Here is a 13,628-nt window from a genome sequence, read left to right as displayed (position 1 = left end):
CTCCCCCCCCCCCCACAAACGCCCCCCCCCCCCCCCCCCCCCCCCCCCCCCCCCCCCCACCCCCCCCCGCCCCCCCCCCCCCGCGGTGTTCGGCGACGGTGCGCGGAGTGGCCGCGCGGTCGTCGGTTGACCTCAACCGCACTTCACCTTTCACCATGGTCATGCGACCGCGCCACACCGGTGGTGCGGCGGCCGTCCGAGGGGGACACGCATGACCGTGATCAAAGAGAGCGACGCCCGCCCCGACCTCCGCCGACCGGGCGTCGGCGTGGTGAAGGTCAGCACATGGCGCGTCGGTACGCCGGAGCGGCAGCGGGCCGCCGTGGACGCCATCGCGGCGACGTGGGGCAGGCGGGACTGGCCGGACGCGGGGCTGCTCTCCTACAGCGTCCACATCGGCGAGGACGGCGAGACGCTCCTGCACTACTCCCAGTGGGCGAGCGAGGAGGCCTACCAGGAATTCTTCCGGTCCCACCGGGACGGGAGGAACGCCGAGATCGACGCCGCCGTGCCCGGTGTCGAGCGGGTCGCGCTGCACTCGTACGAGCGGTACCGCAGCACTCGGCTCCGCGCGGACGACGACACTCGTGTACCCGGTTGCGTGGTGATCGTCGACGTCGAGTTCGACGGACCGGACCCGGACCGCCAACGCGCCTGGGTGGACGCCGTGTTCGAGGCGCTGGAGACGGAACCGAGCCTGCACCCGGGCGGTATCTCCGCGCACTTCCACGTGAGCCTCGACGGCACCCGTGTGCTCAACTACGCCGAGTGGGAGAGCGCCGCGGCCCACATCGAGGCGCTCGCCGCACCGGGCGACGGAATCGGCACGGCCACACCGCAGTGGCGCACGGTGCAGACGTACCCCGGTGTGACCGGTGGTGGCGTGAAGCGGTACACGCCCGCGCTGAGCCTCAGCGCGGGCGTGTCCTGACACGGGCCGGTACGGGTTACGGGCGGAACCGCAGCACCTGCGGGTCGTGGTCGCTGTTCTGCTCGGCGAACTCGGCGTTGATGTGCACGCTGTCGTACTCGAAGCGGCGGATCGACGGGCTGGTCAGGATCTGGTCCAGCACCTGGCTGTTGCCCTGGAACACGTACGAGTAGCGCTCGCTGCGCGGCAGCGAGGTGACCGCCGCGTGCAGCGCGCCGCCGTCCGTCAGCGCCGTGGTCGTCTCGGAGAACTCGAAGTCGTTGATGTCACCGAGGACGACGACGTCGGCGGTGCGCTGCACCTCGAGGATGTCCTTGACGAAGGTGTTGACGGCCTGGGCCTGCTGGAGACGCTTGGCCTCGGAGGAGCGGTTCGGCGGCTGGCGGTGCGAGACCAGCGACTCGTCGCCGCCCTTGGAGCCGAAGTGGTTCGCGATGACGAAGACCGTACGGCCCCGGAAGGTGAACTCACCCGCCAGCGGCTTGCGGCTGTTGTCCCACGCCGTGTTCGCCGGGTCGATCCGGCCGGGGGAGTGGGTCAGGGCGGCCCGCCCCTTCTCGCCCACGACACCGGTCGCCGTCGTCGCGTCGCCACCCGCGCGGTCCGTGAACGCGACGCGCTCGGGGTTGAAGAGGAACACCTGGCGGATGTTGCCGCCCGGCTCGCCGCCGTCCTTGTTGTTGACGGGGTCGATGGTGCGCCACTCGTACGCCGGGCCGCCGGCGGCGACGATCGCGTCCGTGAACTTCGTCAGCGTCTGGTCGGCGGCGACCGTACCGTCGTTCTTCGCCCCGTTGTTGTCCTGGATCTCCTCCAGGGCGACGATGTCGGGCGAGGCCAGGTTCTCCACGACGGCCTTCGCCAGCGCGTCGAACTTCTCCTGAGGATCGCTCGGGTCCAGGTTCTCGACGTTGTACGTCGCCACCGCGAGCTCGCCGCGGTGCTGCTTCTCGGTCGTCTCCCGCTCCAGCCCGCGGTCGGCGACCGTGCCGAGGGTGCGGGCGGTGAGGGTGTAGCCGCCGAACTGGTTGAAGTCCAGCGGGCCCTCGGTCGTCCCGGTCAGCCAGTCACCCACGTTCGCCTTCGGGAACGGCTGCTGGGCGATCGGGGTCAGCGACTGGACCTGGAGGCGGCCGGTGTTCTGCGACGTGTACGAGCCGTAGACCGTGCCCCCGCGCCGGTTGTCGTTCTCGTGCGGCTTCACCGTCACCCACAGCTCGTGGTGCGGGCTGGTCGCACCGACGACCCGGGAGGAGCCGATGCGGATGTTCGTGCCTTCCAGGGCCTCGTAGTAGTCCAGGGCGTAACGGCCCGGCTGCAGGGTGAGGCCGTTGACGGACCCGCCGGCCGCCGGGTCGCCCTCGGGGGCGTACGCGCTCGGGACGGAACGGGCCGAGACGGTGGTGGGCGCGGGCACCGGGTTGCCGGAGGAGACCACCGTGACGGTGGGCTTGGTGATCTGGGTGAGCGACTGGTTGCCGGAGGACGTGCCGCCGGGGATGTACTCGGTGACCGTGCCCGAGACGGTGACCGCGTCGCCGACGGCGACGGTCGGGGCGGTACCGGTGTAGACGAAGACACCTTCGCTGGTGGCGGGGTTGGCGTCGGCCTGCGTGTCCTGGAACCAGAAACCGCGCGAGCCGTACGTCCGTACGCCGGTGACGACGCCGGACACACCGCTCACCTGCTGCCCGGCCAGCGGGGATACGCGGGTGGTGCCCTGGATGTCGTGGATGCGTATCGCGTCGGCTGCGGCGGCGGGGTCGGCCGACGCGGAGTCGGCCGCGGTCGCCGACCCGGTGGCGATCAGGCCGGCGGCGAGGGCGGTGGCGACGACGGCCGAGACGGCGGCGGTTCGCGGCGCGAATCTCGGAAGGGAGGAAGACATCACGGGGCTCCGAAGATGGTGGGAGGTACTGAGCGGTAGCTCTACGCGCGTCAATCTCTTGGCTGGGGCGTGTCCTTGTCAAGGGCTCGCGGGTGGCCGGAATTTGACCGGTACATGAACGAACGGGCGGGTGCGTGAATGCGTCTACGCTGGGGGCCGCCCAATCCCCCCACGTACGCCCCGAGGAGAAACCGCTGATGTCGTCGGATCGCCCCACCCTGCCGCCGGTGCGGCTGCCCTCGGACGCGGAGCTGGCACGGGACGCGCTCGTCGCTCCGCTGCTGGCCCGAGCCGTCCGGCTCGCCCGCTGGGCGGGGCCGGAGACCCGGGTCGGTGCTGGCGGCGAACTCGTCGAGGAGCAACTGCCCGCCGCCGCCGAGGCGCTGGGGCTCACCCCGGACGAGGACGGCGCGGCGTACGCCAGCGAGGCGTGGCGGGTCGCCGTCGACACCGGGCTCGTCGTGGTCGAGGAACCGCAGGACGACGAGGGCGGTGGCGAGGGCGGTGCCGTCGAAGCGGGCGGACAGCTCGCCCTGGTCACCGGCGGTGCCCCGCAGGACGTCCTGGCGCTGTGGCTGGACGCCCTGGAAACGGCGCTCGCCGACGCGACCGCGCCGCTGCTCGACGACCTCGCGGACATCCTCGGCGAGGACGGCGACCTCGACCTGGACGCGCTGGACTGGGACCCGCAGCGCGAGGCCGAGTTCCTCGACGGCGTCCTCGGCAACCTGTACCTGCTCACCGTCACCGAGGGCGGCTCCGGGGACGCGCCCGTGCCGCTGCCGGCGCTCGCCGCGTCGATGATCGTGCCCGACGACATGGGCGAACCGACCGACGACATCCTGGAGCAGGTGTCCGAGGCGATGATGCGGCTGGACGACCAGTTCCGGGTGCTGGAGCCGGTCGGGCTGGTCGAGTACCAGCCGGTCGACGAGGCGCTCATGGCCGAGGAGGGCGAGGAGCCGCCCGCCTCGGGGGGCGACGACGAGGACGTGTCGCGGTACGGGATGGTGAAGCTGACCCCGCTCGGGCTGTACGGCGTCCGTGCCCGGATGCTCGAGGCGGGCATCGACGCGCCGGCGGTCGGCGACCTGGCCGACAAGGGCGCGGACGCGCTGCTCGACGGGGTGGCCCACTACCCGGAGGCGGCCGCGCGCGCCGAGACGCAACGGTGGCTCGCCCGCCGCGACGCGCTCCCGGCGGCCCGCGAACTGCTCGCGGCGGCGAAGGGCGCGGACACCGGCTCCCCGCTGCGCCGGCTCCACTGCCAGCAGGCGCTGTCGCTGGTGGGCGCGGACGCGGAACCGGCGGTACGGGAGGTCCTGGACGACTCCGAACTGGGTGGGCTCGCGCGCGTCTGGCTCGCTGAGCACGGCGCGGCGGACGTGCCGGCGCCGCCGGAGGCGATGGTCTTCTGGCTGGCCATCGACACGATCGCGGCGCAACTGGACGCTGTGGGCGGCGGGGACCTGGAGGAACTCCGCGAGCTGGTCGAGGGGTTGACCAGCCGGCACAGCGGGTTCTTCGACGCGGCGTGGCGGGTGGAGCACCCGGCGACGCCGGAGGTGCTGGAGGCGATCGGGCGGCTGCACCGGGACAAGGCGGTGGCGAAGGACGCCCGGAAGGCCGCGTTCAAGGCCCGCTCGCGGGCGGGCGGCTGACGGCGGCTCTGCCTGGTCCGGGGGCGGGGGCGGTGGCCCGTGGGTCGGTCCGTCGGCGAGTCGGGGACGGTGCCTGCCCGCCCGGTGCGGGCAGTCGTCCCGCGGGGCGATGGGGTCCTGCTCGCGCGAGGCCGAGAGCTTGGGGGAGGGCGGGCGCGACGGGCCGGGGCGGTGCCCTTGGGGGTTTGCCCCCGGGGCGGTGCGGCGGCGTTCGACGGTGGGTGGGGCGTGGTCCCTGGCGGGCTCGCCCTCCTCGAGGGCGGCGGCCTTGGGTCTCTGCGGTTCCGAGCCCGCCGCCGACCTCTGCGGGGGCGTCCCCGCACGCCCGGACGGCCGAGGTCGTCCGGGCGCGAGCGAGGGGTCGGCTACAGCGCCTGCGCGGCCGGCTTGACCATGCCGCGTACGGTCCGTGACTTCACGAACTCGCCCATGGCGGTCATCTCCCACTCGCCGGAGAACTGCTTGACGAGCTTCGCCATCATCACGCCGGTCTGCGGCTCGGCGGAGGTGAGGTCGAAGCGGACCAGCTCCTCACCGGTCGCCGCGTCCATCAGCCGGCAGTACGCCTTGGCGACCTCGGTGAACTTCTGGCCGGAGAAGGAGTTCACCGTGAAGACCAGCCCGGTGGCATCGGCGGGGAGCCTGCCCAGGTCGACCACGATCACCTCGTCGTCGCCCGCGCCCTCGCCCGTGAGGTTGTCGCCGGAGTGCTTGATGGAGCCGTTCAGGATGGTCAGCTTGCCGAAGTAGCAGCTGTCCAGGTGATTGCGCCGGGGGCCGTACGCGATGACGGAGGCGTCCAGGTCGATGTCCTTGCCGCGGAACGCCGGCTCCCATCCCAGGCCCATCTTGACCTGGGAGAGGAGGGGGCGGCCGCCCTTGACGAGGGACACGGTCTGGTTCTTCTGGAGGTTGACCCGGCCCTTGTCGAGGTTGATCTTCCCGGTGCCGGGTGCGGGCGCCGGGGCGGCGGGGGCAGCCGGGGACGCGGGCGGGGCGGCCTGGGCGGCGGGCGGGGGCGTCGGCGCCTGGACGGCAGGCGGCGGCGTCGGCGCCTGGGCGGCCTGTGCCGGCTCCTCCTCGACCGAGACACCGAAGTCGGTGGCGATGCCGGCCAGCCCGTTGGCGTACCCCTGCCCGACGGCACGGGCCTTCCAGGCACCGGCCCGGAGGTAGACCTCGACCACGACCAGCGCGGTCTCCGTGCCCAGCTGGGGCGGCGTGAAGGTGGCGAGGACGCTGCCGTCGTCGGCGTTGCGGATGGTCGCGGTGGGTTCGATGCCCTGGAACGTCTGCCCGGCGGCGTCCGGGCTCGCGGTGACGACGATCTTCTCGATGCCGGGCGGGACGGCGGCCGTGTCCACGATGATCGCGTCGGGCGCCGTGCCACCGCCCGACCGGTACGTCACGCCGGGGCCGGACGGCTGGTTGTAGAAGATGAAGTCGTCGTCGGAGCGCACCTTGCCGTCGGCGGTGAGCAGCAGGCCCGATACGTCGAGCCGCACGGGCGCGGCGACGTCCACCGCCACACGGGTGACGGGAAGGGGGATGTTCGAGCCGGGGGTCATAGCTGTCATGACTGAGGTAACGACCGAGGTCGCTTTGCCGTTCCCTTACCTTCGGCCACTCCGGTTACGCGGGTGCGCACGGGCGGTCCGTTCGTTGCCGTGTTTGTACGCGCCGGTCCACCGCGCCATCACGAGCTGGGCGTCGCCGGACTCCACCTCGGCGAGGAACTTCTCCGCACGGCCGCCCCGGAGGGTTCCGGCGGGGCGGCCCTGGTGGGTGATCTCTACGGTGCCGCCGGTGAGGCGTACGTGACTGAATCCATGAGGTCGTGGCATGGGCGGATCCTCCCGACTGGAGGGCCGGGATGTCATCCGGTTATCAGTACGGCCACCGCGGGGGGTTCGTGCAGAATTCGCCGCCCAGGTGGGCGTGGCCCGGGTCGGTGTCGTCGAGTTCGCCGTGTTCGGCGATGAGCTTCTCGGCGTACTGCTCGGAGTCGTCCTGCGGGTCGTAGCCGAGTGCGCGGGCCGATGAGAGGTCCCACCACAGCCGGGTGTTGGCGGACGAGCCGAACACCACCGTGTGCCTGACGTCCTCCGCGGTGAGCGCCGCGTGGAGGAGGCGGGCGCAGTCGCCGGGGCTGAGCCAGAGGGAGAGCATCCGTACGGAGGTGGGCTCCATCGAGCAGGATCCGATGCGGACGGAGACCGTTTCGACGCCGTGCCGGTCCCAGTAGAGCTGGGCCAGGTCCTCGCCGAAGCACTTGGACAGGCCGTAGTACGTGTCCGGGCGGCGGGGGGTGTCGACCGGGATCAGCGGGTCGCCCGGGCGCGGGCGCGGGGTGAAGCCGACGGCGTGGTCGCTGGACGCGAGGAGGATCCGGCCCACGCCCTCCGCACGGGCGGCCTCATAGAGGTTGTAGGTGCCCTCGATGTTGGCGCGGAGGATCTTCTCGAAGGGGGCTTCCAGGGAGATGCCCGCCAGGTGGACGATCGCGTCGACGCCCCGTACGGCCTCGCACAGCGCCGCCTTGTCGCCCAGGTCGGCGGTGATCGCGGCCGGCTCTCCCTCGAGCGGGGTGGCGTCGAAGAGGCGCAGCTCATATCCGTACGCGGGCAGCAGCCCCCGCATCAGCGTGCCGAGGCCACCGGCGGCTCCGGTGAGCAGGACCGTTCGGGGAGCGGGCATGGGGGGATCTCCTTGGTCGCGAATATGGGCCATGTTCACAAGGGTGAACGTGCTCAAGGGCGGGCCGGAACACCGTCAAGTGTGGCGGGGGGTCACCAACTCCGTCCCTGAGTTGCGGTTTTCCGTCACACTTCCGCCTTGACCGGCCCTAGGGGGCGGGTTTGGCGTGGTGACGTTCAGACTTCCGCCTGGGGCAGCGCGCCGACCGGGCCTGAGGCGGCCGGGAGCACCGGTGGGGTCTCGCCGCTACGGCTTGCGCCGTCCTGGCGCGAGTCTGTGCCGGGACAGCCAGGTTCCGGGGTCGGCCTTCGCGCGGGGCGGCACCGCGCCGGCCCGGACCTGAGGGGAACTCAGGCGGGGCTGGGGCAGCGTCCCCACGTCCTTCCAGGCCCCGCGCACGTTCTCGATCAGCGCGTTCCCCCTCTTGTCCAGCATGCGTGTCAGCGCCTCCTGACCGATCCCGAAGGCGATGGCCCAGGCGGCGATCTGCCCCCGGCGGTCCAGGGCCGTGAGTCCCGGGATGAAGTCGCCGTGAATCAGGACCACTCCCAGGAGGGCGGACAGCGCGCCGACGGGTACGCGGAGGAGCAGAAGACTCATGGGCACCAGGAAGGGAAGTGCGGTACCGCGCATGCCGTGCAGCGCCACAGCACCCGTCAGGGCGGCGGCCCCCGCACCGAGGGAGGCCACGAGCAGGACGTCCCCGCCCTGCGGGACGACGGCGGAGCCGTCCCCCGCACCCATCGGGCAGACTCTCGCCGGTGTGCCGTTCGGCCCCGCGGGTGGTTCGAAACAGAGCTTGTCCGCGAGTGCCTGCGGAGCCAGGTATCCCGAGAGGATGAACAGCATCACGACGACCGACATGATGAGGAACGAGGCGAGGAGGGCGTTGCGGAATCCGCGGACCCTCGCTATCTCCCATTCCTCGGCATGGTTCGCCGCGTGCATCACGGCCACGGCGAGGTCCCGGTAGTCCTCTCCCAGCGCGTTGTCGTTCTGGCGCAGGTACTCCTCCAGGATCCTCAGCCGGGGATCGTCACGGTTGAGGTGCTGGGAGGCCCGGGCGAGCACGGTCGGGCCCCACCAGGTGAGCTCGTCGGTGGGACAGATCTGCAGGATGAGCAGCTCGGTCTCGTGCATGCTGGTCAGGCAGCGGTCCCGCGCCGAACTGAAGCACGAAGGGCGTCTCCAGTCCCGTCGGGGCTCGTCGGCAGCGTCCCGGGCCGCGTCCAGCAGGCAGTGCGCCTTGCCGGCGAGCTGCTGGTCATGGGCCGACAGGCGCTGCATCCGCTCGATGCGGTCGAGCTGCGCCTGGAGTACGGCGATATGGGCTGCGGCGCGCTGCGTCCACGAGGCCCTCATGCCTTTCGCTACCACATCCCGGTCGCTCATGAGCGGCTCCAGCTCGCTGTACCCCGCGTTCGACCCACTTCCATGGTCGATCCGGGCCCGCGGAGCCGCAACTCAACGCCTCACCGGACACGTGTGGTTGACCGGTCATCCATTCACGGCCGGGTCCGCTCGTACCGCAGCGCGGCCCCCGTCAGCAGCGCGCCGAGCCCCTCCCACAGGCCCACGCCGAGGAACCCCGCAGGGGCGCGGCCGGAGACCACCGCGAGGAGGAACACCGCGCACGTGAGGAGCCGGAAGGGGACCGTCCAGCGGAAGAAGGCCTTCCAGTCGGCCAGCGCGGCCAGCATGTAGTACACGCCCATATTGACCGCCGCCATCGACGAGGCGGTCAGGAACACCAGGGTGTGGTCACCGTCCGCGCGCCGGGCGTCCGGTACGGGCGTGAAGCCCATGACGGTGAGCAGCGCGTCCGGGGCGATCAGACCCACCACGCCCAGTGCGGTGGCCAGCAGTCCGAAGACCGCCATCGTCCAGCCGGACGGGGAACGGGGAAGAAGGCGGGGCGGCGGTCGCACGGCGGGTCCTCCTGCGCACATCGGGTACGGGAAGGACCTGCATACCGTGCGGCCGCCAACCAGGTTCCCCGGGGGGCTACTTCAGCGCCGCCGCCATCATCTTCTGCGCCACCGGCGCCGCCAGCCCGTTGCCGCTGACCTCGGCGCGCCGGGCGTTGGAGTCCTCGATCAGCACCGCGACCGCGACCTCCTTGCCGCTCTCCGCGTCCTTGGCGTACGACGTGAACCAGGCGTACGGCTTCTCGCTGTTCTCCACACCGCGCTGCGCCGTACCCGTCTTGCCGCCCACCTCCGCACCGTCGACCCTGGCGTTGGAGCCGGTGCCGTCCTCGACGACCGTGACCATCGCGCTGCGCAGCTGCTCGGCGGTGGACGCCGACACGATGCGCCGGGCCTCCCCGTCCTCGTACGAGTCGAGGGTGTCGCCGTCCGCGTCCACGACCTTGGACACCATGTGCGGCGCCGCCAGCATCCCGTCATTGGCGATGGCGGCCGACACCATGGCGATCTGCAGCGGCGTGGCCGTCACATCGAACTGCCCGATGCCCGACAGCGCCGTCTGCGCCTTGTCCATCTCGGAGGGGTAGACGCTCGGGTAGGCGCGCACCGGCACGTCCTGCTCGTCGTCGTTGAAGCCGAACTTCTCCGCCATCGCCCGGACCTTGTCCTTGCCCAGGTCGACGGCCATCTTCCCGAAGACGTTGTTGCAGGAGTACTGGAGCGCCACGCGGATCGAGGCGTTCTCGCAGGGAGCGGACGGGTTCTCGTTCTCCAGGTCCCTGACGGTGCCCGGCATCCGGTACGGGTTCTCGCTCCTCGTCGGCTCGTCGACCGAGCCGTACAGGCCGTTCTCCAGCGCCGCCGCCGCGACGACCAGCTTGAACGTCGAACCCGGCGCCACCGGCTGCCGGATCGCCCGGTTCACCAGCGGCTTGTCCTCGTCCTCGGTCAGCTTCCGCCACGCCTCGCCGTCCGTCGTCCCGGCGATCGTCGACGGGTCGTACGACGGGGTGCTGACCATGCCGAGGATGCGACCCGTCCGCGGGTCGATCGCGACGGCCGCGCCCTTGACGTCCCCCAGCGCCTCGAACCCGGCCTTCTGCACCGCGGGGTCGATCGTCGTGAGCACATCGCCCGGCTCGGCCGGCTTGCCGGTGAGCGCGTCGAGGGGGTTCTTCAGCCGGGGATCGGTCCCGTCCAGCACGTCGGAGTGGATCCCCTCCAGCTGGTTCGACCCGTACGCCTGTGAGCTGTAGCCGGTCACGGCCGCGTACAGCTCGCCGTCCTTGTACGTGCGCTTGTAGCGGAGGTCCCCGCCCTTCGTCCCCGCCGAGCCCGTGACCGGCGAACCGGCCACGACGATGTCCCCGAGCGGATGGGCGTACTGCTCCATGACGTTCCGCCGGTTGTGCTTGTCGTCCGCGAGCGCCTTGGCCTCGTACGCCTGGACCCAGGTCGCCCGGAGCAGCAGGGCGAACACCAGCAGCAGGGAGAAGGCGGCGGCTCTTCTGATCGTCTTGTTCATCCCGCACACAAGGACGAACGGGAGGAACGGGCGGGTTCCGGGACGCCCGTATTCTCAGGAAACGTTCATCCACGGGAGTCGGCCGGCGTGATGAAACCCGATTCGTACGCCACGATCACCGCTTGTGTACGGTCCCGCGCCCCCGTCTTGGCCAGCACCGCCGCCACATGCGTCTTCACCGTCGCCGGGCCCACCCCCATCCGCCGGGCGATCTCCGCGTTGGTCAGGCCCGTCGTCATCAGCCGCAGCACCTCCGCCTCCCGCTCCGTGAGCCGCGCCACCCAGGGCGCGGCGGCGGCCGGGCGCCCGCGCGCGTACTCGGCCGCCAGGCCCCGCAGCGCCGCCGGGTACAGCAGGCAGTCGCTGCGGGCGACCAGCCGCACCGCCGCCACCAGGTCCTCCGCCGCCGCCCGCTTCAGCAGGAACCCGGCCGCCCCGGCGCGCAGCGCCTCGTACACGTAGGCGTCGTTCTCGAACGTCGTCACCACCACGATCCGGGGCGCGGGCTCCGGCGCCGAGGCGAGGATCCGCTCGGTGGCGCGGATCCCGTCGACCTCGGGCATCCGCACGTCCATCAGGACGACGTCCGGCCGCAGCTCGCGCACCACGGACACCGCCTCCGCGCCCGTCGACGCCTCGCCGGCCACCTCCAGGTCCGGCTCCGCGTCCAGGATGACCCTCAGAGCGGTACGCACCATCCGCTCGTCGTCCGCCAGCACGATCCGGATCACTGGACGGCCTCCCGCAGCGGCAGGCGCGCGGCCAGCCGCCACACGCCGTCCACCGGGCGGGCCTCGGCGGTGCCGCCCAGCAGCCGCGCCCGTTCGCCGATGCCCCGCAGGCCGCGGCCGCCGCCGGGGCGGGCCACCGCGGGCCGGGCGGGCAGGGGGTTCTCCATGGTGATCTCCAACTCGTCCTCGTACCGCCCGATGGTCACCGACACCGGCTCGCCGCCCGCGTGCCGGGCCGCGTTGGTCAGGCCCTCCTGCACGATCCGGTACGCCTCGCGGGACACCGCCTCCGGTACGCCGGTCACGTCACCGCCCCGCAGGCTCAGCGACACCTGCCGCCCGGTCGTGGCCAGCAGCGCGTCCAGCGCCTCCAGGCCGGGCCGCCCCGGCAGCTCCCCGTCGTCCTCGCCCTGCCGCAACAGGCCCAGTACGGCGTCCAGTTCGCCGACCGTGCGGCGCGTCGTCTCCTCGATGGCCGCCAGCGCCTCCCGTACGAACCCGGGGTCGCTGTCGAGCACTCTGCGCGCCGCGCCCGCCTGGAGCGTGACGGCGCTCAGCGCGTGCCCCACCGAATCGTGCAGCTCCCGGGCGAGGCGGTTGCGTACGGCGAGTTCGGCGGCCCGCCGCTCCGCCGCCGCCAGCCGGTCGGTGGGCGTGGGCCCCAGCAGCAGCGGCGCCTGCCGCGCCAGCAGCGCCCCCGCCCCGGCCGCCGCCGCCGCGAGCGCCACCAGCATCGCGAGCCCCGCGGGCACCCCGGCGTACACCAGCCAGCGCTCGTCCAGTGACCAGAACCGGCCGAGCTCCGACTCGCGCAGCCCGGCAGAGAAGGGCAGCGCCATCACCGACACCGCGAACGGCGGCAGCGCCAGCGACGCCCCGCTGACCAGCCCGCCGAGCCCGACGTGCAGCGTGAACCACCCGGCCGTGCGCGCCCGTGCCGTCCGCGACCTGGCCGGCCCGTCCGCGAACCGCTCCGCCGGAATCCCGCACAGCGTCCGCGCCGCCGCCACCGACATGGGCCGGGCCGGCGGGAACAGCGCCGTCACGGCGGCGAGCGGCAGGGCGACGGCGTACGCCCCGAACTGCGTGGCCGGGGAACCGGAGAACATCCCCGCCTCGCCCACCAAGGGCGCGACGACCAGCGTGCCCAGCAGCCAGTACGGCATCAACAGCGCGCCGCCCAGGATCAGATGCACCCACCGCAGCCGTGCGCGCCGCCCCAGCAGCGCCGTGCCCAGCGCCCTCACGCCGAACGCACCGCCCGCCTCCGCAGCAGGACGGCCACGCAGGCGCCCAGCGCCATCCCCGTGATCATCTCGCCAGCGTAGGCCAGCGCCATGGCCACCGTGGGCTCGTCGGCGGGATCGCTCTGCGGCAGCAGGGCGGCCAGCAGGAGCCAGCCGCCCCAGCAGCCCACCCCGCCCGAGCCGACCCAGGCGAGCGCCAGCGGCGCCTTCACCGGCAGTGAACGCCCCAGGCGGAACACCAGCATCAGCACACCGGTGACGGCGGTGGCGAGGAAGAGCAGGCGGACGCCCTCCAGGACGGCGAAGTCGCCGCCGCGTTCCGCGATCCGCCCCGCCGACAGCCCCCACGCCGAGCCGGAGAGCCACAGCGCGTGCAACGCCGACGGCGCCAGCAGGAGCACCGAGGCCGCCACGGCGGTCACCCGGACGGCCTGCCCGGACAGCGCGGGGGACAGGTCGCCCACCCTTCCCCGCCACACCCGGCTCCAGCGGTCCCGCGCGTACAGGGCGAACAGCGTCCCGAGGGTGAGGCCCTGGACGATGAAGCCGCTGTAGACGACGGTGAAGACCCACTCGTCAAGGAACGGTTCCGTGGGGCCCGAGCGCCCGGCCGCCAACTGGGCCGGATAGCCCACCATGATCGGGGCCAGCAGCCGGTCGCCACCCACATGGGGAACGCCAGCAGCCACGCCTTCACCGCCATCCCCCAGCGCTGGGTGAAGAGCAGGGCGAGGACGACGACGGCCGCGTCCATCAGCACGGTCACCACGTTGAGCGCGGCCATCAGGCCGGGGTCGTCCAGCAGCGCGCTGTCGTCGGGGATGCCGACGCGGCTGCCGGACACCCAGGCGATCTTGAGCGAGACGTAGGGCACGGACGAGGCGATGGCGAGGGCACGCAGGATCCGGCGGGCCGGGCCCGGCCGGGTGGTCCGCGTCATGGCGGGCGAGGTCGTTGTCATGCCCCCTACGCTCCCGCCGGTGTCCGTCCCCGCGCCTCCTGCGTGACGGTGAACCGTCT

13 protein-coding genes are annotated in these 13,628 nt (G+C 72.5%); 3 read left to right on the top strand and 10 right to left on the bottom strand.

What is annotated here, in order from left to right:
• Positions 1 to 211: 211 nt before the first annotated feature.
• On the top strand, positions 212 to 931 hold the full coding sequence (locus ACZ6C1_RS16010) for an antibiotic biosynthesis monooxygenase (RefSeq protein ID WP_469241429.1): 720 nt from the start codon (positions 212 to 214) through the stop codon (positions 929 to 931).
• Between the two features lie 16 nt (positions 932 to 947).
• Here the strand turns inward: ACZ6C1_RS16010 and ACZ6C1_RS16005 are convergent, their stop codons facing one another.
• Complete coding sequence (locus ACZ6C1_RS16005; protein ID WP_469241427.1) at positions 948 to 2,819, bottom strand: endonuclease/exonuclease/phosphatase family protein; 1,872 nt, start codon at positions 2,817 to 2,819, stop codon at positions 948 to 950.
• Positions 2,820 to 3,016: 197 nt separating this feature from the next.
• Between ACZ6C1_RS16005 and ACZ6C1_RS16000 the strand changes: the two genes are divergently transcribed.
• Positions 3,017 to 4,480, top strand: a complete 1,464-nt coding sequence (locus tag ACZ6C1_RS16000; RefSeq protein WP_469241425.1) for a hypothetical protein — start codon at positions 3,017 to 3,019, stop codon at positions 4,478 to 4,480.
• 365 nt (positions 4,481 to 4,845) lie between these two features.
• Here ACZ6C1_RS16000 and ACZ6C1_RS15995 read toward each other — a convergent pair whose 3' ends face one another.
• The 9 genes from ACZ6C1_RS15995 to ACZ6C1_RS15955 form a co-directional block, all read right to left on the bottom strand.
• Complete coding sequence (locus tag ACZ6C1_RS15995) at positions 4,846 to 6,057, bottom strand: TerD family protein (RefSeq protein ID WP_469241423.1); 1,212 nt, start codon at positions 6,055 to 6,057, stop codon at positions 4,846 to 4,848.
• 36 nt (positions 6,058 to 6,093) lie between these two features.
• Positions 6,094 to 6,324 carry a hypothetical protein gene (locus ACZ6C1_RS15990; protein WP_469241421.1) on the bottom strand — a complete coding sequence of 77 codons (231 nt, stop codon included), beginning with the start codon at positions 6,322 to 6,324 and terminating at the stop codon, positions 6,094 to 6,096.
• A gap of 43 nt (positions 6,325 to 6,367) precedes the next feature.
• Positions 6,368 to 7,177 carry an NAD-dependent epimerase/dehydratase family protein gene (locus ACZ6C1_RS15985; RefSeq protein WP_469241419.1) on the bottom strand — a complete coding sequence of 270 codons (810 nt, stop codon included), beginning with the start codon at positions 7,175 to 7,177 and terminating at the stop codon, positions 6,368 to 6,370.
• A 246-nt stretch (positions 7,178 to 7,423) separates the two neighbouring features.
• Complete coding sequence (locus ACZ6C1_RS15980; RefSeq protein WP_469241417.1) at positions 7,424 to 8,569, bottom strand: hypothetical protein; 1,146 nt, start codon at positions 8,567 to 8,569, stop codon at positions 7,424 to 7,426.
• Positions 8,570 to 8,682: 113 nt separating this feature from the next.
• Positions 8,683 to 9,057, bottom strand: a complete 375-nt coding sequence (locus ACZ6C1_RS15975; protein ID WP_469241904.1) for a hypothetical protein — start codon at positions 9,055 to 9,057, stop codon at positions 8,683 to 8,685.
• A gap of 124 nt (positions 9,058 to 9,181) precedes the next feature.
• A complete protein-coding gene (locus ACZ6C1_RS15970; RefSeq protein WP_469241415.1) occupies positions 9,182 to 10,630 on the bottom strand; it encodes a peptidoglycan D,D-transpeptidase FtsI family protein in 1,449 nt (482 codons plus the stop codon).
• Between the two features lie 65 nt (positions 10,631 to 10,695).
• Positions 10,696 to 11,328 (bottom strand): response regulator, encoded by a 633-nt coding sequence (locus ACZ6C1_RS15965; RefSeq protein ID WP_469241902.1) that lies wholly within the window; start codon positions 11,326 to 11,328, stop codon positions 10,696 to 10,698.
• Between the two features lie 29 nt (positions 11,329 to 11,357).
• Complete coding sequence (locus tag ACZ6C1_RS15960) at positions 11,358 to 12,608, bottom strand: sensor histidine kinase (protein ID WP_469241413.1); 1,251 nt, start codon at positions 12,606 to 12,608, stop codon at positions 11,358 to 11,360.
• Positions 12,605 to 13,276 (bottom strand): hypothetical protein, encoded by a 672-nt coding sequence (locus ACZ6C1_RS15955; protein ID WP_469241411.1) that lies wholly within the window; start codon positions 13,274 to 13,276, stop codon positions 12,605 to 12,607. The genes ACZ6C1_RS15960 and ACZ6C1_RS15955 overlap by 4 nt, the downstream gene beginning before the upstream one ends.
• On the opposite strand from ACZ6C1_RS15955, the gene ACZ6C1_RS15950 reads away from it, so the two are divergent.
• Positions 13,277 to 13,477: a hypothetical protein gene (locus ACZ6C1_RS15950; protein ID WP_469241409.1), complete on the top strand. Its 201-nt coding sequence runs from the start codon at positions 13,277 to 13,279 to the stop codon at positions 13,475 to 13,477.
• The last annotated feature ends 151 nt before the right edge of the window (positions 13,478 to 13,628 follow it).

It is taken from the genome of Streptomyces sp. NPDC041796 (assembly GCF_055590785.1).
The sequence above is the reverse complement of the archived record's forward strand: the minus strand, read 5'-3'. Positions and strand labels throughout refer to the sequence as shown.